At 66.0% G+C, this 26,613-nt stretch carries 26 protein-coding genes; 15 read left to right on the top strand and 11 right to left on the bottom strand.

The window, feature by feature from the left end; translation table 11 throughout:
- Positions 1–23: 23 nt before the first annotated feature.
- From NNX38_RS10780 to NNX38_RS10795, 4 genes are all read right to left on the bottom strand, one after another.
- On the bottom strand, positions 24–974 hold the full coding sequence (locus NNX38_RS10780) for an aldo/keto reductase family oxidoreductase (RefSeq protein ID WP_255797981.1): 951 nt from the start codon (positions 972–974) through the stop codon (positions 24–26).
- Between the two features lie 102 nt (positions 975–1,076).
- The gene (locus NNX38_RS10785) at positions 1,077–1,745 is read right to left on the bottom strand and encodes a cyclase family protein (protein WP_255797982.1); all 669 of its coding nucleotides are present in this window, start codon (positions 1,743–1,745) and stop codon (positions 1,077–1,079) included.
- 4 nt (positions 1,746–1,749) lie between these two features.
- Complete coding sequence (locus tag NNX38_RS10790; RefSeq protein ID WP_255797983.1) at positions 1,750–3,159, bottom strand: cytosine permease; 1,410 nt, start codon at positions 3,157–3,159, stop codon at positions 1,750–1,752.
- Between the two features lie 10 nt (positions 3,160–3,169).
- Entirely contained in the window at positions 3,170–3,661 is a 492-nt protein-coding gene (locus NNX38_RS10795; RefSeq protein WP_255797984.1) for a nuclear transport factor 2 family protein, read from the bottom strand.
- A gap of 254 nt (positions 3,662–3,915) precedes the next feature.
- Between NNX38_RS10795 and NNX38_RS10800 the strand changes: the two genes are divergently transcribed.
- The 4 genes from NNX38_RS10800 (at position 3,916) to NNX38_RS10815 (ending at position 10,113) form a co-directional block, all read left to right on the top strand.
- A complete protein-coding gene (locus tag NNX38_RS10800) occupies positions 3,916–5,241 on the top strand; it encodes an extracellular solute-binding protein (protein ID WP_255797985.1) in 1,326 nt (441 codons plus the stop codon).
- A gap of 109 nt (positions 5,242–5,350) precedes the next feature.
- Positions 5,351–6,220 carry a carbohydrate ABC transporter permease gene (locus tag NNX38_RS10805; RefSeq protein ID WP_255798171.1) on the top strand — a complete coding sequence of 290 codons (870 nt, stop codon included), beginning with the start codon at positions 5,351–5,353 and terminating at the stop codon, positions 6,218–6,220.
- A gap of 3 nt (positions 6,221–6,223) precedes the next feature.
- The gene (locus NNX38_RS10810) at positions 6,224–7,087 is read left to right on the top strand and encodes a carbohydrate ABC transporter permease (RefSeq protein ID WP_255797986.1); all 864 of its coding nucleotides are present in this window, start codon (positions 6,224–6,226) and stop codon (positions 7,085–7,087) included.
- 8 nt (positions 7,088–7,095) lie between these two features.
- Entirely contained in the window at positions 7,096–10,113 is a 3,018-nt protein-coding gene (locus tag NNX38_RS10815) for a glycoside hydrolase family 38 C-terminal domain-containing protein (protein WP_255797987.1), read from the top strand.
- A 59-nt stretch (positions 10,114–10,172) separates the two neighbouring features.
- Here NNX38_RS10815 and NNX38_RS10820 read toward each other — a convergent pair whose 3' ends face one another.
- Positions 10,173–11,339 (bottom strand): acetyl-CoA C-acetyltransferase, encoded by a 1,167-nt coding sequence (locus NNX38_RS10820; RefSeq protein WP_255797988.1) that lies wholly within the window; start codon positions 11,337–11,339, stop codon positions 10,173–10,175.
- A 399-nt stretch (positions 11,340–11,738) separates the two neighbouring features.
- Here NNX38_RS10820 and NNX38_RS10825 point away from each other — a divergent pair, with 399 nt between their 5' ends.
- The 8 genes from NNX38_RS10825 (at position 11,739) to NNX38_RS10860 (ending at position 20,647) form a co-directional block, all read left to right on the top strand.
- Positions 11,739–12,785 carry an MFS transporter gene (locus NNX38_RS10825; RefSeq protein WP_255797989.1) on the top strand — a complete coding sequence of 349 codons (1,047 nt, stop codon included), beginning with the start codon at positions 11,739–11,741 and terminating at the stop codon, positions 12,783–12,785.
- 85 nt (positions 12,786–12,870) lie between these two features.
- A complete protein-coding gene (locus NNX38_RS10830) occupies positions 12,871–14,502 on the top strand; it encodes a peptide chain release factor 3 (protein ID WP_255797990.1) in 1,632 nt (543 codons plus the stop codon).
- A gap of 124 nt (positions 14,503–14,626) precedes the next feature.
- Positions 14,627–15,055 carry a hypothetical protein gene (locus tag NNX38_RS10835; protein ID WP_255797991.1) on the top strand — a complete coding sequence of 143 codons (429 nt, stop codon included), beginning with the start codon at positions 14,627–14,629 and terminating at the stop codon, positions 15,053–15,055.
- A 128-nt stretch (positions 15,056–15,183) separates the two neighbouring features.
- On the top strand, positions 15,184–16,593 hold the full coding sequence (locus tag NNX38_RS10840; RefSeq protein WP_255797992.1) for a DUF6421 family protein: 1,410 nt from the start codon (positions 15,184–15,186) through the stop codon (positions 16,591–16,593).
- Positions 16,590–17,363: an SDR family oxidoreductase gene (locus tag NNX38_RS10845; RefSeq protein WP_255797993.1), complete on the top strand. Its 774-nt coding sequence runs from the start codon at positions 16,590–16,592 to the stop codon at positions 17,361–17,363. The genes NNX38_RS10840 and NNX38_RS10845 overlap by 4 nt, the downstream gene beginning before the upstream one ends.
- Before the next feature lie 35 nt (positions 17,364–17,398).
- Complete coding sequence (locus NNX38_RS10850) at positions 17,399–18,481, top strand: low specificity L-threonine aldolase (RefSeq protein WP_255797994.1); 1,083 nt, start codon at positions 17,399–17,401, stop codon at positions 18,479–18,481.
- 122 nt (positions 18,482–18,603) lie between these two features.
- Positions 18,604–19,227, top strand: a complete 624-nt coding sequence (locus NNX38_RS10855; RefSeq protein WP_255798172.1) for a DUF3000 domain-containing protein — start codon at positions 18,604–18,606, stop codon at positions 19,225–19,227.
- An 82-nt stretch (positions 19,228–19,309) separates the two neighbouring features.
- On the top strand, positions 19,310–20,647 hold the full coding sequence (locus tag NNX38_RS10860) for an HRDC domain-containing protein (protein ID WP_255797995.1): 1,338 nt from the start codon (positions 19,310–19,312) through the stop codon (positions 20,645–20,647).
- An 18-nt stretch (positions 20,648–20,665) separates the two neighbouring features.
- On the opposite strand, the gene NNX38_RS10865 is transcribed toward NNX38_RS10860, so the two are convergent.
- Complete coding sequence (locus NNX38_RS10865) at positions 20,666–21,148, bottom strand: N-acetyltransferase (protein ID WP_255797996.1); 483 nt, start codon at positions 21,146–21,148, stop codon at positions 20,666–20,668.
- 64 nt (positions 21,149–21,212) lie between these two features.
- Between NNX38_RS10865 and NNX38_RS10870 the strand changes: the two genes are divergently transcribed.
- Together NNX38_RS10870 and NNX38_RS10875 are read left to right on the top strand one after the other, a co-directional pair.
- Positions 21,213–21,647, top strand: coding sequence for an SRPBCC domain-containing protein (locus tag NNX38_RS10870; protein ID WP_255797997.1), 435 nt, complete (start codon positions 21,213–21,215; stop codon positions 21,645–21,647).
- A 38-nt stretch (positions 21,648–21,685) separates the two neighbouring features.
- Positions 21,686–22,231 (top strand): GNAT family N-acetyltransferase, encoded by a 546-nt coding sequence (locus tag NNX38_RS10875; RefSeq protein WP_255797998.1) that lies wholly within the window; start codon positions 21,686–21,688, stop codon positions 22,229–22,231.
- Here the strand turns inward: NNX38_RS10875 and NNX38_RS10880 are convergent.
- A complete protein-coding gene (locus NNX38_RS10880; RefSeq protein ID WP_255797999.1) occupies positions 22,228–22,728 on the bottom strand; it encodes a DinB family protein in 501 nt (166 codons plus the stop codon). The two genes, NNX38_RS10875 and NNX38_RS10880, sit on opposite strands and share 4 nt — an antisense overlap.
- Positions 22,729–22,848: 120 nt before the next feature.
- On the opposite strand from NNX38_RS10880, the gene NNX38_RS10885 reads away from it, so the two are divergent.
- The gene (locus tag NNX38_RS10885; RefSeq protein WP_255798000.1) at positions 22,849–23,091 is read left to right on the top strand and encodes a hypothetical protein; all 243 of its coding nucleotides are present in this window, start codon (positions 22,849–22,851) and stop codon (positions 23,089–23,091) included.
- A gap of 122 nt (positions 23,092–23,213) precedes the next feature.
- Here the strand turns inward: NNX38_RS10885 and NNX38_RS10890 are convergent, their stop codons facing one another.
- From NNX38_RS10890 to NNX38_RS10905, 4 genes are all read right to left on the bottom strand, one after another.
- Positions 23,214–23,483 carry a GlsB/YeaQ/YmgE family stress response membrane protein gene (locus NNX38_RS10890; protein ID WP_255798001.1) on the bottom strand — a complete coding sequence of 90 codons (270 nt, stop codon included), beginning with the start codon at positions 23,481–23,483 and terminating at the stop codon, positions 23,214–23,216.
- A gap of 128 nt (positions 23,484–23,611) precedes the next feature.
- Positions 23,612–25,333 carry a bifunctional UDP-sugar hydrolase/5'-nucleotidase gene (locus NNX38_RS10895; protein ID WP_255798002.1) on the bottom strand — a complete coding sequence of 574 codons (1,722 nt, stop codon included), beginning with the start codon at positions 25,331–25,333 and terminating at the stop codon, positions 23,612–23,614.
- A 181-nt stretch (positions 25,334–25,514) separates the two neighbouring features.
- Positions 25,515–26,036 (bottom strand): GNAT family N-acetyltransferase, encoded by a 522-nt coding sequence (locus tag NNX38_RS10900; RefSeq protein ID WP_255798003.1) that lies wholly within the window; start codon positions 26,034–26,036, stop codon positions 25,515–25,517.
- A 9-nt stretch (positions 26,037–26,045) separates the two neighbouring features.
- Positions 26,046–26,594 carry a GNAT family N-acetyltransferase gene (locus tag NNX38_RS10905; RefSeq protein WP_255798004.1) on the bottom strand — a complete coding sequence of 183 codons (549 nt, stop codon included), beginning with the start codon at positions 26,592–26,594 and terminating at the stop codon, positions 26,046–26,048.
- Between the last annotated feature and the right edge of the window lie 19 nt (positions 26,595–26,613).

A 26,613-nucleotide genomic window follows, 5' to 3' on the forward strand; every position in this document is an offset into this window, starting at 1 on the left:
CTCTGAGCGGGACAAGGACCCGCTCAGGGCACGTTGTGGCCCGCTGCCTGCAGGAGTCCGTACCACTCGCCCCTGGTCAGCGGAATGTCCGATCCCTGTGCGGCATCGGTGACGCGCTGCGGCGTCGTGGTCCCGAGGACCACCTGCATCCCGGCCGGATGCCGGGCGATCCAGGCGACCGCGATCGCGGTAGGAGTCACCCCGTACTTCACCGCGAGCCTGTCGAGTTCGGCATTCAACTCCGGGTAGTCGGGCGACCCGAAGAAGACGCCGCCCTGGAACCCTCTCTGGAACGGCGACCAGGCCTGCAGCGTGATCTTGTTGATCCGGGCATAGTCGACCAGGCCGCCGCCGTCGCGGGTGATCGAGTCGTCATGGCTGGTCATGTTCGATGACAGGCCCTGGGCGATAATCGTGGAGTGCGTGATCGAGAGCTGCACCTGGTTAGCCACGATCGGCTGCCGCACCGCGGTCTTCAGCAGGTCGATCTGGCGCGGGGTGTGGTTGGAGACTCCGAAGGAGCGGACCTTTCCGCTGGACTCCAGGTGGTCGAAGGCACGGGCGACTTCCTCGGGTTCGACCAGGGCGTCAGGCCGGTGCAGCAGCAGCACATCGAGGTAGTCGGTGCGCAGCGCCTTCAGCGATTCCTCTGCCGAGGAGACGATGTGTTCGTACGACTGGTCGTAGCCCCAGGGGTCGTCGACGATGCCCGTCTTGGTCTGCAGGTTGATCTGCCCGCGCTCTGAGGAGGTCAGCTGCAGCGCCTCGGCGAAACGGCGCTCGCACAGGTGGTAGCCACCGCCCGGGTGGTTGAACCCGTACAGGTCGGCGTGGTCGAAGAAGTCGATCCCCGCCTCGCGGGACGCCGTATACAGGGCACGGATCTGCTCATCGGTGTCGCCGGCGATGCGCATCATTCCCGCAATGACGTTGGGCACCAAAAGGTCGGTACTGCCGAAGGGCACAGTCTTCATTGGTTCCTCCAGGTGGGCTTTGGTCGGGGAGGCATTTCCCGGGGCCCCAGCCTATCGGGTTGCTGCTCGGCCTGGTGCTGGACCGCCGGAACCGGGAACGGGTCAGGGCCTAAACGCCACGGCACGCACGGGTGAACCGTCCAGCCCCTCCAGCCGCAGCGGCAGCGCGGAGAACCACGGATCCGCCCACGGCACGGCGCCCAGGTTTGTCAGGTTCTCGACGATCCCACCCCCGGCCCCCAGGAAAACATCGTGGAACGGCAGGAACGTTTCGCCCTGCGCGTGCCCGGGTGCCGCCGGTCCGGGCGTTGGATCCGGGTTAAGGGTATCGACGCCGACCAGCCGCACCCCGGCCGCCACAAGATGCTCGGCGATCTCGGCATCGAAGGTCGGGTGCTCCAGGTAGGCGGGCGTATCGAAGTGCCGGGACCAGCCCGTGGAAAACAGCACGATGGTTCCGGGCAGCAGGTTCTCCAGTTGCCCGATCAGATCTTGCCAGCGGAGGACGGCATTGGCGGCAGGCTCGGGCAGGGAAACGATCCGCGCCGGTCCCATCAGGGCCTCCAACGGCATCGCGTCCACTGCCGCGCCGCCCTGCACGGTATGCAGCGGCGCATCCAGATGTGTTCCGGAGTGGCTGCCCAGGTGCAGCTGCGCCACGGCGAAGCCGTCCGCAGCCACGGTGGCGGCACTGCGGAACTCTACGGACGGGTCGCCCGGAAACACCTGCATTCCGGTGCGGACCGGATGGCTGAGGTCGATTGCCTGCATCGGGCTAGGCTGCCCCGCCGGGAACCGGGGCAGGTTCGCTCAGGTGCAGGGACTGCGGCCGTCCCGGAACCACGCGGCCGGTCAGAGCACACCAGCCGAGGTAGAGGACAAAGGTGACCGCGAAGGTGGGGATGGTGGCTCCGAGCGGGCTGGGCAGCACATAGGTCAGCAGCAGGGAAGCACCCGCGCCCACCAGCCAGGCCACCAGGGCCGCCGCGTTAATGCCGCGCCGGAACCAGTACCGTCCCCCGCTGCCAAGCAGGATGTCCGCGCTGTACGAACGCTTCTGCACTACGTAATAGTCCGCGATCATCACCGCGAACACCGGAATGAACAGGGAGCCGATAACGGTCAGGAAGGACGTGAAACTGTCCAGCAGTCCCAGCCAGGTGGAACCGAGGACGGACACGGCACCCAGCACCACGGCCGTGGGAAGGAAACGGATCCGCCGGGACGGCACCATGTTCACCACGGAGGAGACCATGCCGTACACCACCATGGTGTTCGTGGCCATCACGGACAGGAAAATCACCACGGCCAGCGGTGCGCCGAAGATCCCCACGATCAGGGCCGGATCGAAGCCCACCGCCTCGCCGCCGTCGAGCACCACGTAGCCGATGGCGGTGGCGCCCAGCGCCATGGCCAGAACTGTCGAGACCACGTAACCGACGGCGGAGCCGGCCATGCCGGCGGTCTGCGACTTGGCCAGCCGGTTGAACTCGGCGGAAAGGACGGTCCAGGAGATGGCCGTGGCAATAACGATGTCGAGCACCGAGATCGCGGACATCCCGGCCTCGGCGTCCCGCGGAATGGCAGCAAAATCGGCCACCGGGAATTCCCGGAACGCGACCGTGAAGACATAGGCCATGATGGCCAGGATGACCAGGGCCAGCCACGGCTCCACCCGGGCGATGCCCTTGTGGCCGAAGATGGCCAGGGCCACCACCAGCAGCTGGCAGAGCACGGAGAAGAGGACGGGGCTGGAGAAACCGGTGGCGCGTTCCACCAGGAAGTTCACCGTGACTCCGGCAAGCATGGCCTGGACCCAGCTCCACCCCATCAGGATGACCACGTTCGCGGCCACGGGCAGGAACGAGCCGCGTAGTCCGAACGATCCCTTGGTCAGGGACATGGTGGGCAGCCCGGTGCGGGTGCCCATGTTGCCCACCAGTACCAGTACGGCTCCCCCGATCAGGGTGCCCAGGACAATCATGCCCAGTGCCATGGGCCAGCTGACGCCGGGAACAAACAGGGTGCCGGTGAGCAGCGTGGTGACCACTAGGTTGGCGGCCAGCCAGATCATGCCGATGCGTCCGACGCCGAGGGTGCCGCGGAGCGGACCGTAGCCCTCGGCGTCCTTGTCGAGGCGGTGGGATAGACGGGCCCAGGCGGACGGCTGCGCGGTTGCTGACATCGGATTCCCCTTAGGCAACAACGACGACGGGTGTGACGGCGGCGTCGGCGCTTTCTGCGGCACCCGCATCCGCCGGCTCAAGGCTGAAGCCGGGGTCCGGCACCGGCGAAAGATGCTCGTGGACAGCCAGGATCCGGTCACCGGACCGGACGAAGACGATCGTTTCCCGTTCCCTGGTCGTCGCCGTTGCCCCCGGGGTACCCGCCGTTGTCAGCACTGTGTGGCTGAATACGGCGCTGGGACCGTACACCTGCACATGTGCATCGGTGCTCTCGCACGCCGAGACGGACCAGCCTTCAGTGAGCCAGAACGCCCAGAGTGCCTCGTATTCGGCGCGGCTTTCGAGCCTGGCCGGCTCCGTGTGGAAGACAAAGGTTGCGTCCGGAGCGAACGCCGCGAAGTACTCCTCGGTGTCCGTGCGGGAGAAGGCGCCGACCAGGCGTGCCGCGGCTTCGAGGACATCGTTTTCGGACAGGGACCGGGCCGGAGTGGGGGTATCCATGGCCAGCCTTTCAGAACGGGCTGCGCACAGCGTGGGCGGGTGAGACATTCTCCAAAAGCGCACTCAAATGAAACAAGTGGTGCGTATTAGAAAACCTGCTCTAGTGTGAAGTGAGCCGGGTCACGTGTCAAGCGGAGGAGATCCCACGCGATGTTCGCGCAGTCGGGATCATGGCCTAAATCCCGTCCATGTACTAGCCTCGCCACCAACAGGGCCGTCAGCGGCTGGGGGAAGTCATGGATCAAAGGAGAACCATGCGCGGCATAAAGAAGACCTTTATTGCATTGACAGTCGTGGGCCTGGCCCTTACCGGCTGCTCCGGCGATTCCAGCGGGGAGGACTCCCAGACCCTGCTGATTGCGTACAAGAAGGCCGACCCGGTCCTCGAATCCCTGATGGAAGACACCAAAGAGCAGTTTGAGGCTGCCAATGAGGGCATCACCGTGGAACTGAGCCCGATTGAGGGCAACGACGACGATTACGCGACCAAGCTGGCTCTCTCACAGCGCTCCCCCGACACCGCTCCGGACGTCTTCGTGGAGGATTCGTTCAAGCTGCGGGCCGACGTCGACGCCGGCTACGTCCTCGCGCTGGACGAGTACCTCGCCGACTGGGAGGACTGGGACGCGTTCAACGAAACCGCGAAGGAAGCCGGAACGGGCGACGACGGCGGCATCTACGCGGTCCCGCTGGAAGCGGACACCCGGGTCATTTGGTACAACCGGAATGTCCTTGGCGCCGCCGGTATCGAGCTGCCGTGGCAGCCTGAAAACTGGGACGACCTGCTGGAGATGGCCCGCACAGTCAAGGCGGCCAACCCCGACGTGGTGCCGTTCAGCATGTATGCAGGCACCATGCAGAGCTTCTACGAACTGCTGTACGGCACGAAAGACGGTGCCCTGTACGACGAGGACGAACAGAAGTGGGTAGTCGGCTCCCAAGGGTTCATCGATTCATTGGACTTCCTGAAGACCATCTACGACGAAGGGCTGGCAGTCACTCCGGCCCAGGCGCTGGATCCGAACATCTGGCAGGAGATTGTGGGCGACATGCTGCCGCAGGACCGCATGGGCGCCACCGTCGAAGGCTCCTACGCCCCGCAGTTCTGGCAGGAAGGGGCGGATTATGAATGGCCGGAATACGGCGAAGTGATGGCGACGTCACCGTTCCCCACCCAGAACGGACAGGAGCCCGGCGCCGTGAGCATGTCCGGCGGCTGGACCCTCGCCGTGGGTGCCGGAAGCGAAAACCCCGAGCTGGCCGTGGACTTCGTGAAGATGGCCATGAACTTCGACAACTCGCTGGCCTACACGGTGGACGCCTCGAAGATAGCCGTGCGCAACGACGTCGCTGAAACTTCCGAATACCAGGACATGAACCCCTTCGCCGGGGAGGTCACCGAGGTGCTGGAAGTGAGCCGCTACCGCCCGGCAACAGCAGACTTCGCCGAAATCGACACCGCGGTGCTCACGGCCACCCAGGAAGTAGTGGCCGGAGGTAAGAGCCCGGAGGAGGCAGCAGCCGACTATGACGAGGCCCTGAAACGGATCGTCGGCGAAGACAACGTCATTGAAAAGTAGTCCGGACCTGTCCAGCACGTCCCCCGCCCGGGCCGCCGGCACAACCGCGGGCCGGGACCGGGACCGGCCCGTCGGGCAGGCTCCCCGGCCGCGGACACCGCCGTCGACCGTGCGGCTGCGGCAGACCGTCCGCCTCCTGCCGCTGCTGCCCGCCGTCGCGCTGCTGCTCGTGTTCCTCGGCGGACCCATCCTCTGGGCCTTCTACGGTTCCTTCACCGATGCGGGCCTCACCGGCGCCAGTGCCCGAAACCCGGAATGGATCGGGCTGGACAACTACGCCACCCTGCTCACCGATCCGCAGTTTCCGCACTCCCTGTGGCTGACGTTCCTGTTTGTCCTCGGATCCGCCGTCATTGGCCAGAACTGCCTGGGACTGGCGCTGGCCCTGGTTATGCAGCGCGCCAACCGCGTGGTGGCTGCGATTGTGGGCACCTGCGTGGTGGCCGCATGGGTGCTGCCTGAAATTGTCGCTGCTTTTATTGCCTACGCGTTCTTCTTCCGGGACGGAATGCTCAACCAGCTCACCGGACTGGCAGGGCTGCCCGTAGTGGACTGGCTCTACGAATACCCCATGCTGGCCCTGGTATTCGCGAACATCTGGCGGGGCACCGCCTTCTCGATGATGAACTACCAGGCCGCGTTGAACGACGTTCCGCCGGAGATCACCGAATCAGCAACCATCGACGGTGCCGGCGGAATACAGCGGCTGCGGTTCATCACGCTGCCCATGATCAAGAGCAGTATCGCCACCAACCTGATGCTGATCACCCTGCTGACCCTGGGCACGTTCACCCTCATCTACGTGGTGACCAGCGGCGGGCCGCTCAATGCCAGCACCACGCTGCCGATCATGGCTTACGAGCAGGCCTTCCAATACGGAGACATCGGCTACGGCACCGCCATTGCCGTTGTGATGCTGCTTATCGGAGCGGTGTTCTCCATCGCCTATATCCGCATGCTGCGGGAAAGGAAGGACTAGTCCATGGCCGCCGTCGCCACCGCTGCGCCCGCCGCCCCCGCCCGCGGGGCCGGTAAAACCCGCAGCGCCCGCACCGCCAATATTGTGCTGGTACTGCTGGCAGGCTGCTTCCTGCTGCCGCTCAGCTGGCTGCTGGCCGCCTCGGTGAATGCAGACGCCACCTACGAACTGGCTGTCCCCACAACACTCACCCTGGAGAACTTCCGCGCCATCATGACGGCGCAGCAGACGTTCATTCCCCTGCTGAACAGCTTCATCCTCGCCGTCGGTTCCGCCTTGGTCACCGTCACGGCAGCAGTGCTCGCCGCCTACCCGCTTTCCCGCTACCAGATGCGCTTCAAGCGCCCGTTTATGTACACCATCCTCTTTGGCACCTGCCTGCCGATCACCGCCATCATGGTGCCGGTGTACAGCCTGTTCGTGCAACTGAACCTGCTGGATTCGCTGGCCGGCACCATCTTCTTTATGGGCGCCACCTTCCTGCCGATCGCGATCTGGATGACCAAGAACTTCATGGACTCCGTGCCCGTGTCGCTCGAGGAGGCGGCCTGGATTGACGGGGCTTCCTCCATGAAGGCGCTGTTCTACGTGGTGCTCCCGCTGATGCGGCCGGGTCTGGCAGTGGTGTTCATCTTCGTGTTCCTGGAGGCGTGGGGAAACTTCTTCGTTCCGTTCATCCTCCTTTTCTCACCCGACAGCCAGCCTGCGGCAGTGAGCATCTTCCGCTTCTTCGACGAGTACGGCGGCGTGGCCTACGGCGAGCTGGCAGCCTTCTCCATCCTGTATTCGCTTCCGGTGATCGTTCTGTACATCGTTTCCCGCGCATTGGGCGGCTCGTTTGCCCTCAGCGGGGCAATGAAAGGTTAGGGTGACCGGTGCACGCGAACCGCGAACTTGTTGAAGCCCGCATCAGCCGGTTCCTGAGGGAACGGCTCGAACCTGCACGGTGGCGGGAACGGCGGCCGCTGGACATTGCCGCCTGGACGGAACCGGGCGAACCGGTGTCCTTCGGGGAAGCAGCAGGCCGGGAATTCCTCCCCTTCAATGCGGGCCAGGCCTGGGGCGCCCCGTGGGACACCACATGGTTTCGGGTCAGCGGAACGGTACCCGATGGCTGGTCCGAAGCGGACGGCGTCCGGCCCGAACTGGTCATCGATCTGGGGTTCAACGGCGATGGCCCGGGTTTCCAGGCCGAGGCGCTGGTCTACACGGAGCAGGGAGCGATAGTAAAAGCGGTGGAACCGCGGAACCTGCATGTTCCGCTCCCCCACCGGCCGGGCGAAACCTTCACCTACTACATCGAGGCCGCGTCCAATCCCAACGTGATCGCGGGCTTCACTTACGCACCCACTCCAATGGGCGACCGGACGACGGCGGGCAGCGCCCCACTGTATGTGTTCCGCGCCGCGGACCTCGCCCTGCTGGACGTCCCGGCCTGGAACCTGGCGAGGGACTTCTGGACCCTCAACGGGCTAATGCATGAGCTGCCCATGGACCTGCCCCGCCGGTACGAAATCCTGCGCGCAATGGAACGCGCTGTCGATGCGGTTGACCCCTCCGACATCCCGGGCACCGCCGGCGCCGGCCGGGCAGCGCTGGCCGCGGTGCTGGCCAGCCCGTCGTATGCGAGCGCGCACCGGATCTCCGCGGTGGGACACGCACATATCGATACGGCTTGGCTGTGGCCTGTGCGGGAAACCGTCCGCAAGGTTGCCCGGACCTTCGCCAATGTGCTGGAGCTGATGGATCACGAACCCGAGTTCGTTTTCACTGCCTCCTCAGCCCAGCAGTATGCCTGGCTGAGGGACCACTATCCGGACCTGTTTGACCGGGTCGCAAAAAAGGTGCGCAGCGGACAGTTCGTGCCCACCGGCGGGATGTGGGTGGAATCGGACACGAACCTGCCCGGCGGTGAAGCGCTGGCGCGGCAGTTCGTGGCCGGAAAGCGCTTCTTCCGGGAGGAGTTCGGGGTGGACCCCGAGGTGGTCTGGCTGCCTGACTCATTCGGGTACTCCGCAGCGCTGCCGCAGATCGCCCGGGCCGCAGGCGCCCGGTGGTTCCTTACGCAGAAAATCTCCTGGAACGAAACCAACACCATGCCGCACTCCACGTTCCTCTGGGAGGGCATCGACGGCACCCGCCTGTTCACGCACTTTCCGTCCGTGGACACCTACAACTCCGAGCTCTCCGGCCAGGAACTGGCCCGTGCACAGCGCCAGTACGCCGAGAAGGGCTTCGGGAACACGTCCCTGGTTCCGTTCGGGTGGGGCGACGGCGGCGGCGGCCCCACGCGGGAAATGCTCGCCGCGGCGGAGCGCACCGCGGACCTGGAAGGGTCCCCGCAGGTGCGGTTTTCCAGCCCGGAACGGTTTTTTGCCGCAGCAGAGGAGGAACTGGCCGTGCCTCCCGTATGGTCCGGGGAGCTCTACCTGGAGTTTCACCGCGGCACCTACACGAGCCAGGCCAACACCAAGAAGGGCAACCGGCGCAGCGAGCACCTCCTGCGGGAAGCCGAGTTGTGGGCAGCGACTGCCACGGTGCGCACCGGCGCCGCATACCCCTACGACGTGCTCGAACAGTCTTGGCACACGGTCCTGCTCCAGCAGTTCCACGACATCCTGCCCGGCACCTCCATCGCCTGGGTGCATCAGGAAGCCGAGCGTAACTACGCCCGGGTGGCGGCAACACTTGAGGCGGTGATCGAGGACGCCGCCGGGACCCTGTTGGGCAGCGGCGACACCTTGGCGGTGCTGAACGCGGGGCCGTATCCGCAGCAGGGCGTGCCCGCGGGAGGTGCGGCAGCGGCGTCGGCTTTTGCGGAAAGCTCCGGCAGCTGGGAACGCACCGACTCCGGCTGGCACCTGACGGGACCCCGCCTTCGGCTGACCGTGAACGACGCCGGACTGTTTACCTCCCTGATTGCCGACGGCCGGGAAGTGTTCCTGACCGGCCGGCCCGGGAACCACTTCCAGCTCTTCCGCGACGTCCCCAACCAATGGGACGCCTGGGATCTGGACGCACACTACCGGTTCAGCAGCACCGAGCTGATGCAGCCCGACGCCGTAAAGATGGAGGATGATGGCCGGGTGTTGAGCATCGAGCGGTCTTTCGGCGCTTCCACCCTGGTGCAGCGCATTACGCTCAGCCCGGACGGTACGGCGGTGGACCTCACCGTCGATGTGGATTGGCACGAGCGGCAGAAGCTGCTCAAACTCGCCTTTCCGCTGGACGTGCACGCGGACCGCGCGGCGTCGGAAATCCAGTTTGGCCACCTCTACCGCCCCACCCATGCCAACACCTCCTGGGACGCGGCGCGCTTTGAAACCGTGGCGCACCGCTGGATCCACGTCGGGGAGCCCGGATTCGGCGTCGCCGTGGCCAATGACCGGACCTACGGGCACGATACGATCCGGGACGAGGTGGACGGGCGGACCTGCACCACGGTCCGGCTGTCGCTGCTGCGCGCTCCGGTGTTCCCGGATCCGGGCACGGACCAGGGCCCTCACCGGTTCCGGTTCTCGCTGCGTCCGGCTGCGGGGATCCCCGAGGCAGTGTCGGAGGGATACCGGCTGAACCTGCCGGTGCGCACGGTATCCGGAGTTGCTGCCGCCGATACCGTCCCGCTGCTGGCAGTAGACAATCCCGCGGTGGTGATCGAGGCGGTGAAGCTCGCGGAGGACCGCAGCGGCGACGTCATCGTCCGGCTCTACGAGGCGTTCGGCGGGCGGGCGACGGCGCAGGTCACGGCCGGTTTCGGCTACTCCTCAGTTGCGGCGACGGACCTGCTGGAGCGACCGGTGGACTCTCTGGCCGTGGGCCGCGCCGGAGACGGCGGGGCTCAATTGTCGCTGCGGCCTTTCGAGTTGGTGACGCTGCGCTTCCGGGTCGGCTGACGGGCCGGTCCCCGGACAAATGCGTCAGGGGACCGGGGACATGGGGCCCGACGCCGCCGCTACAGCCGGAAGCCCTCGTCCAGCCGCTCGATGATGGTGACGTTCGCCTGGCCGCCGCCCTCGCACATGGTCTGCAGCCCGTAGCGGCCGCCCGTACGTTCAAGCTCATGCAGCAGGGTGGTCATGATCCGGGCACCGGTGGCCCCGATCGGGTGGCCCAGGGCTATGCCGCCCCCGTTCACGTTGACCTTGTCCATATCCACGCCGAGTTCACGCTGCCAGGCCAGCACCACGGAGGCGAAGGCCTCGTTGATTTCCAGCAGGTCCATATCCTCGATGCTCATGCCGGTGCGCTTCAGTGCATGCCGGGTCGCCTCGATGGGGGCGCTGAGCATCATGACCGGATCATCCCCGCGGGCCGAGATGGAGTGGATGCGGGCCCGCGGCTTCAGACCGTACCGGCGCACCGCATCCTCGGAGGCAAGCAGCAGGACGGCGGCGGCGTCGGAAATCTGGGAGGAGGTGGCAGCGGTGAGGTGCCCGCCTTCGGCCAGCGGGGCCAGGGTGGCAATCTTCGCGCGGTCGGGGTCACGGGGCCCCTCGTCCGCGGTGACTCCGTTCATCGCCAGGATTTCCCGGTCAAACCGCCCCTCGGCCTGCGCAGCGATGGCGCGTACATGGGATTCGACGGCGAAGTCCTCCATCTCCTCGCGGGTCAGCCCCCACTGCTTCACCATCATTTCGGCGCCGATGAACTGCGAGATCTGCTGGTTCCCGTAGCGCTTTTCCCATCCCACCGAGCCGGCGAACGGGTTCGGGAAGCCCAGCTCCTTGGCCGCCGAGTTGGCGAAGGACAACGGGACGGAGGACATGCTCTGCACGCCGCCGGCAATCACGAGATCGCTGGTGCCGCTCATGACGGCCTGCGCCGCGTAGGACACGGCCTGCTGGCCGGAGCCGCACTGGCGCTCCACGGTGGTGCCGGGAACGCGTTCGGACAGACCCGCTGCCAGCCATGAGGTGCGGGCAATGTCCATGGCCTGCGGTCCCACCTGGTCAATCGCACCGAGGATGACCTCGTCATACTCCTCGGAGTCGATCCCCGTGCGCCGGACCGTTTCGGCAATCACGTGCGCGGCCAGGTCTGCGGGGTGGATCTTGCTCAGTCCCCCGTTGCGCTTGCCGACGGGAGTGCGGACGGCGTCGATGATGAACGCTTCAGCCATAGTCGAGGGCCTTTCGTCGTTGTAAGGCAGGTTTGTTGCCAAGTCCTCGGGACCCGGGTTCGGCACTGAATACAGAAGGCATGTGCCGTGCACCACAATAGGTGATTCCGGCACGCTGGTAACCAAACCGGCGGTATGTGCCCGGCCGTGCCGCGAGCTGGGCTGTGTCCTCCGGGCCGGAATCCCCTCTGGGTTTGTGCACTGCCCCCAGCCGAGTCCCTGCACTTTGTCCGGATCCCCGCGGTTTGTGCACTGCCCCCAGCCGAGTCCCTGCACTTTGTTCGGATCCCCGCGGTTTGAGCACTGCCCCCAGCCGAGTCCCTGCACTTTGTCCGGATCCCCGCGGTTTGTCCGGATCCCCGCGGTTTGTCCGGATCCCTGCGCCGCGCGGAGCAGGGATTGCGACATTCCGCAGGGATTACGACAAACCGCAGGGATTTCGTCCCGCCCAGCGCCAGCACGGTCCATCCAATCCCCGCGACCCCGCGAAGCGCACCGACCCCCGCGACCCCGATCCCACGCCGACCCGCCCCCAACGGCATCCTGAGCAGCATCGACCAGGGACTGCGCATCGTTTCGCCGCTGGCCGGAGCCGGAATGCTCGCCCTCTGGGGAATGCACACCGTTGTACTGCTTGCCAGCGCCTGCTTCCTTGCCGCCGCGCTGATCCTGGCCACCCTGAAACTGGCCGAAACGGTCGCCACCAAGGACGCCGGTGAGACGTTCTGGCAGAGCACGACGGCGGGTGTCCGTTTCATGGCCCGGCACCGCCTGCTCGGCCGCGCACTGCTGACCCTGGGTATCGCCATGGGTGCCACCGGAATCCTCAACGTGACCATCTTCGCCACGGTGGAGCAGGGCCTGGGCAAGCCGCCGGAATTCCTTAGCGTGCTGCTGGGTGCGCAGGGAGTCATGGCCGTTCTGGGCGGGCTCACGGCAAGCCTGGTGATCCGGCGTTTCGGTGTCCGCCGCTGCATGGTCTTCGGCGTCGCCCTGCTCGCCGGCGGCATACTGACCACCGCGCTTACCTTCCTGCCCCTGGTGCTGGCCGGCGCTGCCGCGGTCGGCATGGGCGCTTCGTGGATGATCATCGCCTTTGTCACGCTGCGGCAGGAAGAGACACCGCCCGGCATGCAGGGCCGGACCGCCGCCGTGACGCAGGTAATGACCAACCTCCCCCAGGTCGCAGCCTCGATGCTTGCGGCGGTGCTGATCGGGCTCCTGCCCTACCAGGTGCTGGTGATGGCCATGAGCGTCGGCTGCCTGTTGGCGGCGGCACCCCTGCTCTCCCGGCACGCACGGTCGGCCGTCCCGGCAGTCGCGGGCGAACCGGTAGACGCAGGCGAACCGGTAGACGCAGGCGAACCGGCAGACGCAGGCGACGCAGGCGACGACGACGGCACCGGCACACCCGTCCGGGCGTTCGACGGGCGGCGGGTAGAATGAAAAAGCTGTGTTCTGAGCAGCCGGCTGCCGGGGAGAAGTCCCGCCCGACAAGCAGTCCCACCCACCAGAGTCTGAAAGCAGCGGAGTGTCCCAACAGGTTTCCACCCCCGTCAGCGCCACCGCCACCAAAGAGATCGTCAAGGAATCCGCCCGCCGGCGTACCTTTGCCGTGATCTCGCACCCCGACGCCGGTAAGTCCACGCTCACCGAAGCGCTGGCCCTGCACGCCCGGGTGATCGGCACGGCCGGTGCCACCAACGGCAAGGAAAACCGCCGCGAAACGGTCTCCGACTGGATGCAGATGGAAAAGGACCGCGGCATCTCGATCAGCTCCACGGCCCTGCAGTTTGCCTACCGCGACACCGTAATCAACCTGCTGGACACCCCCGGCCACGCCGACTTCTCCGAGGACACCTACCGCGTCCTTGCAGCCGTGGACTGCGCCGTGATGCTGGTGGACGCCGCCAAGGGCCTGGAAACCCAGACCATGAAGCTCTTCGAGGTCTGCCGCTCCCGGAACCTGCCGATCATCACCGTCATCAACAAGTGGGACCGGCCCGGCCTGGACCCGCTGGCCCTGATGGACGAAATCACCGAACGCACCGGCCTCGAGCCGATGCCGCTGACCTGGGCCGTGGGCATCGCCGGCGATTTCCGCGGGGTCTGGGACCTGCAGAAGGACGAATACGTCCACTTCGAACGGCAGAACTCCGGTGCCTCCCTCGCCAAGGAAGACCACTTCACCCCCGAGCAGGCCCTGGAACGCGAAGGCGACGTCTGGACCGACTCGCTGGACGAAGCCGAGCTGGTCATTGACGGCCGCGAGTTCGACCGCAACAAGTTCCTGGACGCCAAGGCCACCCCCATCCTCTTCTCCTCGGCAGCCCTGAACTTCGGCGTGAAGCAGATCCTCGACGCCCTGGTGGACCTCGCGCCGTCGGCCTCCGCCCGCGAGGACAAGGACGGCGGGCTCCGCCCCGTCGAGGCGCCGTTCTCCGGCTTCGTGTTCAAGGTCCAGGCCGGCATGAACAAGGCCCACCGCGACCACGTGGCGTTCATCCGCGTCTGCTCCGGCATCTTCGAACGCGGCATGGTGGTCACGCACTCCAACACCGGCAAGACTTTCGCCACGAAGTACGCCCAGCACCTGTTCGGCCGCGAACGCGAAGTGATCGACCAGGCGTACCCGGGCGACGTCGTCGGGCTGGTCAACGCATCTGCCCTGCGGGTGGGTGACAGCCTCTACGTCGAGGAACCGGTGGAATACCCGCCCATTCCGTTCTTCTCCCCCGAACACTTCCGCGTCGCGCGGTCCCAGGACCCCAGCCGCTACAAGCAGTTCCGCCGCGGCATTGACCAGCTCGAGCACGAGGGCATCATCCAGGTGCTGCGCTCGGACCGGCGCGGCGATCAGGCACCGGTCCTGGCAGCCGTCGGCCCGATGCAGTTCGAAGTGGTCGAGGACCGCATGACGCAGGACTTCAATGCGCCCATGCGCTACGAGCAGCTCTCCTACTCGCTGGCCCGGCTCACCACTGCCGACGCCGCGGAAATCCTGTCCAACGTGCATGGGGCCGAGGTCCTGGTACGCACCGACGGCGCCTATGTGGCCGTGTTCAACGATGTCTGGGCGCTGCGCCGGGTGGAAAAGAACCACCCGGAGGTGTCCCTGACCGTCATCGGCACCGAATCACCTAACAGCAGCCGCGGCTACTAGGCGCTGCTGCCCACCTGCCGTCGGCATCCGCGAAAAGATCCTCCCCCGGGGTGCACCATTCGGTTCCTTTGTGCGCTAGCCTGCCCGAATGATGCGTAACGGGATAGTTGCATGCTGTGCACTCTTGGCTGCCTCACTGCTGACGACGGGGTGCGGGGGCGGCGCGGACGCGGTGCCGGCCGACCCGGTCGCGTCCCTGGACCCCGCACTGCCGGGCCAGATTGCGGTGCAACCTGCCCCGCAGACCGGATGTCCGAGCGGCGCGGACGCCGTGCCGACCGATCCGGCCACCCCCGTAGAACCTGCACCGGCGGTCCAGTCTGTCCCGCCGGATGAGGCGGCCTCGGAGGCAACACCTACGGACCCCGATCCGTGCGGCCTGTCCAGCGCCCGCACGGCACCACTCGACGAGACGGGGTACTGGACGCAGGAACGTATGGATAGCGCGACCTCGGCTCCGATGCCCGTCGAGAACGAGCCCCGCCGAGAAGACAGCCGTTCGCCGTCCGACCCAAGCGAGACCATTGGAGTGACCCCTGCCACATCCCGTTGAGCATAAGCTTTACTAATTGCTCCGGTGCTTTCAGGTAAGCGTTAGGAATTTGTGAGTATGCTGGCCGCAACTACTCCACCTGCCGCCCCCGGTCTCACGGGAAGGCCCTTCCCGGAAGGCACAGCACCATGTCCTCCTCAATTTTCCCTTCCCTGTCCCGCCCGGTTTTCGCCGCCGTTACCGGGGACGTCCGGCCCGAGGAATCCGAAGCCTGGACCGCGCTGAAACAGGCGGCCACTGCTCTTCAGCCGCTCCAGAACAAGAACGGCTCGGTGGATCCGGAATACCACGGGCAGGCAGCTGAACTGATTGGAACCGTTGCCGCTGCCGTCACCGCACTGGCTCCGGCTTTCCCGCACGACGCCGAGTACCTGCACCTCGTGGTGGAGGACTTTGAACGCTGGGTAGCCGGCGGACTGGAAAAGGAACCCGATTTCCTCGATTCCCTGATGGCCTTCGCCCCGCAGCGGGACCGCGTGAACGGGCTTGCCCACCTGGTGGTCTTCCCCATGTACACGCAGAACGGCTCCACCAACCGCCTCGTGGAAGCCGTGCTGATCGAGGTCATCTGGCCTGAATTCGTCGCCGAACTCGAGGCCGGCGAGTACTCCAACGGGCTCTTCGTCCCCATCCGTTTCCTGGACTTCACCCCCGGTTACGACACCAACTCCGCGGTGCTCTTCCCGGAAACCGTGGCCGTGCGCGAAACTCCCGCCTTCACCTGGGGCGCCATCTTCGCCGACCGCGAGGCCGCCCGCTTCCGCAAGGTCCTGGCCGCCGCAGCGGACATCACCTCGCTGCAGCTGCCCGCCGAGGCCGCCGAACTGCTGCACAACCAGCAGCTCACCGAGGAAACCTTCATCATGTGGGACCTCATCCACGACCGCACCCACATGCGCGGCGACCTCCCGTTCGATCCGTTCATGATCAAACAGCGCATGCCCTACTTCCTCTACTCCCTGGAGGAACTGCGCTGCGACCTCACCGCCTTCCGCGAGGCCGTGAAGATCCAGCACGACGAGGACGCCCCCGAGGAAACCCGCCGGCACGCCCGGCTGGTCCAGTACGCGGTGATCTTCGACCGCATCTTCCGCTTCGCGATCACCGGCAGCCGGGTGCGCAACTACGACGGGCTCGGTGGCCAGCTGCTCTTCGCCTGGATGCACCAGAACCACGTACTCCACTGGACCGACGGAAAGCTGAGCATCGACTGGGAGGAAACGGCCGACGTCGTCGTCCGGCTCGGTGCGGAAATCGAGGAACTCTACTGGCGTTCCATCGACCGGCCCAAGACGGCGCACTGGCTCGCGGCGTACGATCTGGTGGCAGGAACCCTGACGCCGAACCCGGCCTCGGTCTGGGCACAGGGCCCGCAGGCGCTCCCGCTGGACGGACCGCCGCGCGGACTTACCGACCAGGTGCTCGACGACGAGTTCCCGCTCTCCATGTTCTACGAGGCCCTGTCCAAGAAGATGGCCCCGGTCATCGAGTCCACGGCCGGGATCACCGGCTACAGCACGGGAGGCACCCCCGAATGAGCACCGAACCCGGCACGGCAGCAGAGACCGCCGCGGCCCCGCTGAAGGGCCGGACCGTCCTGGTGGCCGGCGCCGGGAGCCCCTCCGGCACCGCCGTCTGCGAAGCCCTGGAGGCGGCAGGTGCCAAGGTGGTTGCAGTAGGCCGCGATGCCGCACGGCTGGAGAACACACTGTTCCGCCTTTACGACGCCGACCTGCGCACCTGCGACCTCAGCGACACCGGGGAGGTGGCGGCCCTCGCGGCCGACATGCAGGAAACCTACGGCGGGATCGACGGCCTGATCCACCTCGTGGGCGGCTGGCGCGCCGGTACCGGCATCGGTTCCCAGAGCGAGGCGGACTGGGACTTCCTGGAAACGAACATCCTGCGCACCCTGCGCAATGTCAGCCGCAGCTTCTACGACCAGCTCGAGGCCTCCCCGGACGGACGGCTGGCGATCGTTTCCTCCACGGCGGTGGAGTCCCCCACAGCTGCCGGAGCAGGATATGCGGCTGCCAAAGCCGCGGCCGAAGCATGGGTCCGGGCCATCGCCGCGGGTTTCCGCAGCGCCCAATCCGGACGGAAGGAAAACCCGGAACCCCAGCGCTCTGCCGCCGTCGTCTTCGTGGTCAAGGCACTGGTGGACTCCGCACAGCGCGCCGCTGCCCTGGACCGCCGGTTCCCCGGCTACACCGACGTCGCGGACCTGGCCGCCGCCGTCGTCCGGCTCTTCCAGCAGGACGCCGCCGAGGTCAACGGGCAGCGGATTCGCCTCTCCCCGGAGAAGTGACCTGAACTACATCAAGGTAAGAGATACTAGGAACCGTGACTGACATACTCCCCCTGCACGACACCGCAATTAAGGCTTTTGCTTCCGACAACTACTCCGGTGTCCATCCGGAAATTCTCGCGGCACTCACCGCCGCGAACCAGGGCCATCAGGTGGCCTACGGCGAAGATGTGTACACCGCGAAGCTGCGCGAGGTTCTGACCGACCAGTTCGGCAAGCACATCCGTGCGTTCCCCGTCTTCAACGGCACCGGCGCGAACGTTATCGCCCTGCAGTCACTGCTGCCCCGCTGGGGTGCCGTCATCTGCCCGACGACGGCGCACATCAACGTGGACGAAAACGGCGCCCCGGAGCGGATCGGCGGCATGAAGCTGCTGGGCATCCCCACCGACGACGGCAAGCTCACCCCCGAGCTGATCGACCGCGAGGCGTGGGGTTGGGGCGACGAGCACCGTGCCCAGCCGCTGGCCGTGTCCATCACCCAGTCCACCGAGCTCGGCACGCTGTACACGGTGGAGGAAATCGCCGCCATCGCGGACCACATCCACGCACGCGGCATGAAGCTGCACATGGACGGCGCGCGCCTGGGCAACGCCGCCGCAGCGCTGGGCGTGTCCTTCAAGGAAATGACGGCCGACGCCGGTGTGGACATCCTCTCCCTGGGCGGCACCAAGAACGGGATGATGTACGGCGAATGCATCATCACCTTCGACCCCGAGGCCTCCCCCGGACTGGACTACCTGCGCAAGATGAACATGCAGCTGGCCTCCAAGATGCGGTTCATCTCCGCCCAGTTCATCACCCTGTACGGTACGGACCTGTGGCACCGGTCAGCCTCGCACGCGAATGCCATGGCGAGCCGGCTCCGGGCCGCCGTCGAGCAGATCGACGGGGTGGAAATCACCCAGCCCAGCCAGGTCAACGCTGTCTTCGCCAAGCTGCCCGCCGGGGTCGCCGACCGGTTGCGCGGCGACTTCCGGTTCTACGACTGGGACCAGTCCACCGGTGAGGTGCGCTGGATGTGCACCTTCGATACCTCCGAGGATGATGTTGATGCCTTCGCTGCGGCCATTGCCCGCGAAGTCGCTGCGGATCCGGCACCGCTGGCCGCGCGCTAAGCCGATGTTGCCTGCCGTCCGGCCGCTGGCGCGGAGCGGACGGCAGGTAACGAAACGGCCACAGCGGCGAGCCTGCCCCGCCCCCGGCGCTGCACAGCCCGTAGTCTGCGGAGGTGAGTGCAATAGGTGACCTGTCCCAGGTACCCCCGGATTTCCTGACCGCGCTCGGCGCCCTGCGCCGGGCGGCCTGCCGGGCGGAGCTGAAGCTGGAAGAAATCCCGGCACCCACGCGCCTGGCCCCGTATGCCGTCTCACTCGGCGCCGAGGTGCTCGCTCCCGGACCCGTCGGTCCCGGCAGCCTGCACGGACCCGCAGCCCCGCCGGTCCCCGATCAACTTGAGCTGGCCACCGGACGCTTCATACTGCTCCACGATCCCGCAGGTTCCCCGGTCTGGAACGGCACCTTCCGCATCGTCACCTATATCCGCGCCGAGCTGGAACAGGACATGGGCAATGACCAACTGCTTGGCTCAGTTGCCTGGACCTGGCTGGTGGAAGCGCTGGAGCAGCACGATGCCCGGTATTCCATGGCCGGCGGAACGGCCACCCGGGTGCTGTCGGAGAGTTACGGAACCCTCGAGCGCCGGGACGATTCGATCGACATAGAGCTCCGCGCCTCCTGGACCCCGGCCGACGCCGACGTGCAGTCCCATCTGGAAGCCTGGTCAGACATGGTATGCACCTTCGCCGGCCTGCCCCCGCTGCCCGACGGCGTTACGCCCCTTCCCGGCCGACGCCGGAGCTGAGCGCGCACCTGCCGCGGCGGCGGACCCGGCGGCTGTCCCTGCTGTCCGCAGCCACGGCCTTCCTCGGTAGAATGGAATCCTTATGACCGCGCACATACCCGGCAAGACCGAAAATCAGTCCAGCACCACACCCGACCCAGCCGGGGAACAACCGGAGCCGCAGCCGATTCCGGTGCTGGAAATGCCGCGGGACGGCGTGCCGCTGGTCATTGATTCCCAGCGCGGCCTCGAACGGGCCGCAGCCGCCCTGGCTGCGGGAACCGGGCCGGCCGGCGTCGACGCGGAACGCGCCTCCGGATTCCGCTACGGCCAGCGCGCGTTCCTGGTCCAGATCCGCCGCGAAGGCGCCGGCACATGGCTGATCGATCCGGAAGCCTTCGGCGACCTGCGCATCATCAACGAGGCCCTGAGCGGCGTCGAATGGATCCTGCACGCCGCGACGCAGGACCTGCCCTGCCTTTCGGCACTGGGCATGTGGCCCGACAAGCTCTTCGACACCGAACTTGCGGCGCGCCTCGCCGGCCTGCCCCGGGTGGGCCTGGCCGCCGTCATCGAAACCCTGCTCGGCTTCTCGCTGGCCAAGGAGCACTCGGCTGCGGACTGGTCCACCCGTCCGCTGCCCGAACCGTGGCTGCGCTACGCCGCGCTCGACGTCGAGGTCCTCGCCGAGCTGCGCCTGGAACTGATCCGCGTGCTGGAGGAAGCCGGCAAGCTGGAACTGGCCGAAGAGGAATTCGAAGCCATCCGTACCGCTCCGCCGGCACCCCCGCGGGTGGACCCCTGGCGCCGCACCTCCGGGATGCACCAACTCCGGGACCGCCGCCAGCTGGCCGCCGTGCGCGAACTCTGGACCGAGCGCGAGCATCTTGCCGAACTGCGGGACACCGCACCCGGCCGGCTGATTCCGGATTCGGCCATTGTCGCCGCCGCCCGGGCCATGCCGACGACGGTGCCGCAGCTGCTCAAGACCCCCGGCTTCCACGGCCGTGCCGCGCAGAAGGAGGCGCCCCGGTGGCTCCGCTGCATCTCTGCGGCGCGCTCTTCCGCGGACCTGCCCCCGCTGCATATTCCGACCCACGCCCCGCCGCCTCCCCGCGTCTGGGCCAAGAATGATCCGGCTGCCGCCGCCCGCCTGCAGACCGCCAAGCCTCGGCTCACCGCCCTGGCGGAGAAGCTGAACCTGCCGCTGGAGAACCTGCTCACTCCGGACCATCTGCGGCGTCTGGCCTGGCGGCCGCCTGCCGAGATCAATCTGGAGACAGTGGGTGCTGCCCTGCGCGCACTCGGCGCCCGCGAGTGGCAGATCGAGCAGACCGCGGCCGTCCTCACCGTGGCTTTCCTCGATCCTGATCCGCTGGAGGAAAAGCAGGCTGAGGACAATTCCGGAGGGGAGCAACCGGCTCGTGGCCGGCGCCGCTAAACGCCGGACTACGCTTTCCTAGCCCGTAACTGCCGGCTGCCCCAAATCCAGTTCAAGCACCCAAGCCTGAGCGGTTTCCGCGCGCGGGTCGATCACGAACCCCAGCCGTCGGTAGGCACGCAGGGCGACCGTGTTCCCCTTGGTGACCTTCAGCCGCGCGCTCCGGGCACCCTGTGCGCACGCCTGATCCAGCACCAGCCGTATCAGCTGCTGCGAGAGGCCCCGCCCGCGGAGCAACGGGTCAATGATGACCCGCGCTATATGCGCGGTCCCGTTCTCTACCCGAAGTTCGGCCTGACCGAACGCTGGTGTGCGCCCGGCACACAGAACCCACGGGGTAAGTCCCGGCACGGCAGCCAGGTCCGCGAACTGCTCGCCGGTAGGCGGCCAGGCCATCCGGGGACCGGTGAACATCAAAAGGGCGGCGTCGTCGGGAATCCAGTTGATGATGGTTTCCAGGTCCTCGACAGTACGTCGGCGGAGGGATAGCGGTGCAGTCATGTATGGATTATTGTCAACCGCTACGGCGCCTGGAAGTGCCGCCCCACAGGAAAGCGGATCCACTATGGACGAAACAATTTACCGCACACACGTTGCAGCCCCTCCCGGCCGGGTCTGGGCGGAGTTGACTGCCACCGATATTCCCAGGGCCTGGATGTGGGACTCTGTCCTGATCGGATCGCTGGCCGAGGGCAGTTCCTATGCCTTCCAGTACGACGGCGAGGACCTGATCACCGGAACAGTCCTTGCAGTGGAGGCACCCGTACGCCTGGCACTGACTTTCAACCCGCAGTGGGATGGAACGGTGGCCGGCGAAGCCCCCGGCGTCCTCGAATACACCTTGCAGCAAACCGGAGACGGATGTGACCTGGCTGTGCGTATCACCGGGCTGCACGGTGCTTCTGCCACCTCCGTGGAACATGACACACCGGGTATCTACGCCGGGCTGAAGACTCTGGTGGAAGCAATTCCCGTGGCTGGACACGCTGAGCCTGCCTAAGGGTTGGGTAGCTGCGTCCTCGAGCGCAATAATGACGGATGCCGCTTCTCACATCGACCCCGGATACGCTCCAGGTGGGGAGGTTCACCCTCCACATCCTTACGGCTGCGGACTGGCGCCTCGACCAGGCCTTGTCCAGGGACGACGACGTCATCCGCTGGACCCTCTTCCCGCCGGACCTCAGCGACGATCGAGCCCGCTCCCGGATGGACCGCGCAGCGGAAGCACGCGGCGAGAGCCTCTTGGCACGGTATTCGCTGCGGCAGGGCGGGGAGGTGCTGGGCACAGCGGGAATCTCCTCCACCATGGAGGGCACGCCGGAGCTTATGTATGCACTGTTGCCCTCCGGGCGCGGCCGGGGCGCCGCCACTGCCGCCACCCGCGGGCTCAGCGACTGGGCACTGGCCAGCGGCATCCCAGAGGTCGCCCTGCGCACCATTTACGGAAACAGCCTGAGCGAGGCGGTTGCGCGCCGGGCCGGCTTCCATCCGGTGCGGACCGAGCAGCAACGCCAGCGCGGTGCGCTGGTCAAGATGCACTACTGGACGCGGTCAGCTTCGGACAGCGCTGTCCTGTCGGACTAGTCGCCGGTGGAGCCGTCCAGCAGCTCGCGCAGTATGTCCAGGTGCCCGCAGTGCCTGCTGGTTTCCTCGATCATATGGACCAGGACCCAGCGCACGCTCTGTCCCTTGCTGCCGCCCCGGCAGCGGTCCTCCAGTCCATACCGTGCCAGCACTTCGCGCGACTCACCGCAGGCCGCCTCATAATCGGCAAGGAGCCGGACCAGGCTGTCTGACTCGGAAACACGGAACTCGCCGTCGGGATCCTCTGCCGACCAACGGAGCGGCACCCCCTGCTGCCCGTCGATCCGGTCCTGGAACCAGAGCCGCTCTACGTCGGTCAGGTGCTGCACGAGTCCCGAGACCGTTGTCAGCGAGGGCAGCAGCTGCTTGGCTCCGTCGGCGTCGCTGAGTCCTGCCGCCTTCAGATGGACTGTGGCCCGGAAGTAGTCCAGGAAACCGATCAGGGTCTCGCGTTCGCCTGCTGCCTCGGGCGGTTCCACGCGCGTGTCATTTTCCATGGGCTCAATCTAATCGAACTTGTCCCCGCGCTGGCCGCATTTACACCGGGGCCCGAACACGCTAGTGTTGTAATCCCTTGGTTTAGACGCGGGCCTGGGTTCCTCTGTTTAGGACACTCAATGACCCAACGTCCCATTGTTTCGATTGACCTTTTCCCGGATTTTTCCGCTATGACGGATAGCACGCTCGAATCCTTGTGCGATCAGGCATTTACCCAACTTGAAGACGGCCCCGTCGTTGAGGGCCTGCTTGCGTTCTATCTGTCGCTTCAGGCTGAGATTCAAGATCGAGAGGCCGATACGGCCCGTAGGCCGGAGCTCCCGGCGCAGCAGCAGAGCACCCCGCAGCCCGTTTCGGTCTAGAGATCTCTCAGCCTTCCCCGGGCATTGTTTTCCGGCTGTAACAGCAGCCTCTGAACACAAAACGTCCCGGCACCCAACGCGTATGCGTCGAGTGCCGGGACGGCTTAGTTATTGGCGCGGGCCTAGCGGCGTACCTGGTTGCCCTTGCCGCGGCCGGCAACACCCTCGGCGACGCCGATCAGCAGGACGGCGGCGACAACGGACACGATGAAGCCAAGGATGTTGAGCTCCCAAATGTCGCCGGTGCCCAGCAGGCTGGCGATGACTCCGCCGATGACGGAGCCGACGAGGCCGAGAAGGAGGGTCGCAACAATTCCCAGGTTCTGCCGGCCCGGCTTGATCAGCCGCGCGAGGGCTCCGATAACAAGCCCTGCAATGATGAATCCGATCATGGTTCTGGTCCCTTCGTAGCGGTACATGCAACGGGGGCGGGAACTCCCGCAAATCCGTTCTGCCATCAATCTTAGACAAGACCCACCGGATTTCCTAAGCGTACTGTCTATTTCCGCCCGGCGTCCGGCTATTCGAAGACAGGCACCCCGTTGCGCACCAGTCGCCAGTTGTTCTCCGCGAAATCAGCCGGATCCACCGTCCCCTGGGCCACCACATAGTCGATGAGCAGCTGGCGGATTTCCGTCTGCTGGTTCACCAGCACCGGAGCCGTGGAAATGTGCGGGAAGTTCCCGCCGCCGGACTGCCGGTAGTTGTTGGTTGCCACGGCAAACCGTTGGGCCGGATCCACCGGCGCCCCGTTGAAGCTCAGATTGACGATGCGCTCCCCCACCGGACGGCTGATGTCGATGTCATAGTCGACGCCGGACATCATGTCGTAGTTGTAGTCGGGGGTGCCGTCTGCGTTGGTCAGCGCGGCGGGATCCACCGGTACGCCGGGGGCGGTCTGGGTGAAGTACTTCGCCGAGTACTCCAGGTACTCCTTGACCTGGGCGCCGGTCAGCTCCACGCCGAACAGAGTGTTCGGGAAGACGTACAAACCGGCCAGGTCGCGGATGGTGACCGGACCGGCGGGAATTTCCGCTGTGCGGCTGAAGGGTGCCACCAACGAGAGCACCGGCAGGTCGGCGTTGGGGCCGCCGTCGAGCGCCCGGTCCACGGCCTGGGCCTGGACGAAATTCACGAAGTCCATCACGGCCGTGTCGCGGTACCGGGACTCCTCCGCGGGCATCGACTCGGTGGCATTGCCGACGGGCGTGTTCACGTAGTCGATCACCCGCTGATGCTGTTCGGCCACCAGCTTGGACACCACGGGGTCCGCCTCGACAGTGTTGGCGTTCAACAGGGACGCCGACGCCGACGTCACGTCCCACTGCCCCCGCACCTTCGTCAATTCGAAGTCCATTACGGACAGGCGCATACCCCAGTTCAGCGGCTCGGTCAGCAGCACCTTCTCACCGGTGGTCTTGTTGGCCACGAAGCGTTCCGGGATTTCCTGATGGGCATGCCCCACCAGAATGGCGTCAATGCCGGGCACGGTTTCCGCCAGCTGGGTGGAGGCGTTTTCCAGCGGCAGATCGTCGCCGTAGGAGGAGGTGCCGGAGGTTCCGGAGTGCGAGCTGACCACCACGACGTCGGCACCGCGGGCCTTCATCTCCGGGACGTATTTCTGTGCCTGCTCCACAATGCCCGGAAATTCCAGCTTGCCGTCAACGTTGTTCTTGTCCCAGATGGCCACTCCGGGATTGGTGAGCCCCAGGATCCCGACCTTCACGGGTTTGTTGCCCTTGGTTTTGACCGTCTTGATGATGTACGGGGTGAAGGCAGGTTTGTCCGTTGCTGTGTCCACCGCGTTTGCGCCGAGCAGCGGGAAGTTCAGCTGGCCTTCAAACTCGCGCAGCAATTCGAGGCCGTAGTTGAATTCATGGTTACCCAGCGCCGCGGCGTCGTAGTCCATCGAATTCATTGCCGCCGCCATGGGATGGATTTCCCCGGTTTCGGTAATCGGTTCCGTGTTGGCGAAATAGTCGGTCAGGGAGGTGCCCTGGATGGTGTCGCCTGCATCTATCAGCATGGTGGATTCCACACCGCGGTCTGCGCGGACCGAGTCCACCAGCGTGGAGACCTTAGCCAATCCGACGTCGTTGTGGGCGGCGTCGTCGTATTCGCCGTCCTTGAAATAGTCCCAGTTCTCGACATAGCCATGCATGTCGGAGGTTCCCATAACCGTGACACTGGTTTTCTGGTCCTTGCCGGCATGCTCCGGCGGCGCCGCTGCTGCAGGTGTCATCGACACGAGTGTAACTGCCACGGCCGCGGTGACTGCGGTGGCAGCACCCCGGCGACGGGCGAATGAATGCATCAAATTAAACAACTCCTCATAGTGCGTACAAATGTCCCCTTAGGCACCGTTACAGGCAAAAGCTCCATTCTGGAAGACCCCGGTGTTCTGTTGCTTCGTCCTTGGGTCGTTAATCCGCTGCTGGGGCGTCGTCCCAGAGTTCTTCGCCGTCGGCGTCGAAATGGCCGGATGGAGTGAGGCCCAGGTGGCGGGCGACGGAGGATGAGGCGGTGTTTTCCGGATGGATGGATGCCGTGATCCGGACCGGCGGTTGTCGGCGGCGCAGCCAGGTGACCATGGCGCGGGCGGCCTCGGTGGCAGCACCCCTCCCCTGGAACGCCTCGCCCACCACCCACGCGACGTCCGACGTCGGCCCGTCCGCCTCCACTGTGGCCTGGACAAATCCAATGCTTCTGCCCTGTTCACGGATAATCCAGTTGAGCCAGGTTTCACGGCCGTCCGGCGACGATCCAACCGATTGGGCGGCATACCGGTTCGCCAGCTCCTGCGCTGTCGGTGCCTGGCCGCCGATGTATTTGTAGATGGCAGTACCGGCCAGCACCTTCGTCATTTCTGCTGCGTGGTGCACACCCAAAGGCTCCAGCGTAAAGCGATCAGTGGTAATCAGCTCGGCCCGGAGCATACCCGTCATCGCCTCCGCCTAAAGAATCCGCTGGAAGAGCAGATGGTCCCGCCACTCTCCGGCAATTCGGAGGTAGTCCGGCGCCATGCCGATCCGCTCAAACCCGGAGCGGGCCAGGACTTTCTGCGACGCAGCGTTGTCCAGCAGGGTGGCCGCCTGGACCCGGTGCAGCCCCAGCCCGCTTCGGCTAAGTTCGACGACGGCCTCCACCGCCGCGGTGCCGATCCCCCGTCCGGCATAGTCGCCGTCGACCCAGTAGCCGAGGTTGCCCGACTGGAAGGAACCCCCGACGATCCCAGTGAGCGTAATGGTGCCGACGATCCGCTCGTGATGGACCAGGACCCAGGGAACCTCCGTACCCGCGGCATGCTGGACCAGCTTGGACCTCAAGACCGTACGTTGGCCGGCCGGGGTGAAGAACGTGTCCTCCCTGAGCGGTTCAAAGGGCGCCAGATAACTCCGGTTCCGCTGATAGGCAGCGGCGAGTTCTTCGGCATCGGACAGATCCGCAACCCGGAGCTGAATACCGTGCAGTAACTGTGGGGCGGGAAGAGGTTCGCTAAGCACACTTCAGCGTAGCTCGCGT

The sequence above is a fragment of the Arthrobacter sp. zg-Y238 genome (assembly GCF_024385525.1).
GTDB classification, from domain to species: Bacteria; Actinomycetota; Actinomycetes; order Actinomycetales; family Micrococcaceae; genus Arthrobacter_B; species Arthrobacter_B jinronghuae.

What these genes read in the sequence shown, in the direction of transcription:
- NNX38_RS10875 (WP_255797998.1), top strand. Translation starts at nt 21,686, where the DNA reads ATGCCGCTTCTCACATCGACCCCGGATACGCTCCAGGTGGGGAGGTTC.
- NNX38_RS10870 (WP_255797997.1), top strand. Translation starts at nt 21,213, where the DNA reads ATGGACGAAACAATTTACCGCACACACGTTGCAGCCCCTCCCGGCCGG.
- NNX38_RS10795 (WP_255797984.1), bottom strand. Translation starts at nt 3,661, where the DNA reads ATGGATACCCCCACTCCGGCCCGGTCCCTGTCCGAAAACGATGTCCTC.
- NNX38_RS10810 (WP_255797986.1), top strand. Translation starts at nt 6,224, where the DNA reads ATGGCCGCCGTCGCCACCGCTGCGCCCGCCGCCCCCGCCCGCGGGGCC.
- NNX38_RS10790 (WP_255797983.1), bottom strand. Translation starts at nt 3,159, where the DNA reads ATGTCAGCAACCGCGCAGCCGTCCGCCTGGGCCCGTCTATCCCACCGC.
- NNX38_RS10845 (WP_255797993.1), top strand. Translation starts at nt 16,590, where the DNA reads ATGAGCACCGAACCCGGCACGGCAGCAGAGACCGCCGCGGCCCCGCTG.
- NNX38_RS10820 (WP_255797988.1), bottom strand. Translation starts at nt 11,339, where the DNA reads ATGGCTGAAGCGTTCATCATCGACGCCGTCCGCACTCCCGTCGGCAAG.
- NNX38_RS10890 (WP_255798001.1), bottom strand. Translation starts at nt 23,483, where the DNA reads ATGATCGGATTCATCATTGCAGGGCTTGTTATCGGAGCCCTCGCGCGG.
- NNX38_RS10865 (WP_255797996.1), bottom strand. Translation starts at nt 21,148, where the DNA reads ATGACTGCACCGCTATCCCTCCGCCGACGTACTGTCGAGGACCTGGAA.
- NNX38_RS10880 (WP_255797999.1), bottom strand. Translation starts at nt 22,728, where the DNA reads ATGGAAAATGACACGCGCGTGGAACCGCCCGAGGCAGCAGGCGAACGC.
- NNX38_RS10780 (WP_255797981.1), bottom strand. Translation starts at nt 974, where the DNA reads ATGAAGACTGTGCCCTTCGGCAGTACCGACCTTTTGGTGCCCAACGTC.
- NNX38_RS10900 (WP_255798003.1), bottom strand. Translation starts at nt 26,036, where the DNA reads ATGACGGGTATGCTCCGGGCCGAGCTGATTACCACTGATCGCTTTACG.
- NNX38_RS10860 (WP_255797995.1), top strand. Translation starts at nt 19,310, where the DNA reads ATGACCGCGCACATACCCGGCAAGACCGAAAATCAGTCCAGCACCACA.
- NNX38_RS10840 (WP_255797992.1), top strand. Translation starts at nt 15,184, where the DNA reads ATGTCCTCCTCAATTTTCCCTTCCCTGTCCCGCCCGGTTTTCGCCGCC.
- NNX38_RS10885 (WP_255798000.1), top strand. Translation starts at nt 22,849, where the DNA reads ATGACCCAACGTCCCATTGTTTCGATTGACCTTTTCCCGGATTTTTCC.
- NNX38_RS10895 (WP_255798002.1), bottom strand. Translation starts at nt 25,333, where the DNA reads ATGACACCTGCAGCAGCGGCGCCGCCGGAGCATGCCGGCAAGGACCAG.
- NNX38_RS10800 (WP_255797985.1), top strand. Translation starts at nt 3,916, where the DNA reads ATGCGCGGCATAAAGAAGACCTTTATTGCATTGACAGTCGTGGGCCTG.
- NNX38_RS10785 (WP_255797982.1), bottom strand. Translation starts at nt 1,745, where the DNA reads ATGCAGGCAATCGACCTCAGCCATCCGGTCCGCACCGGAATGCAGGTG.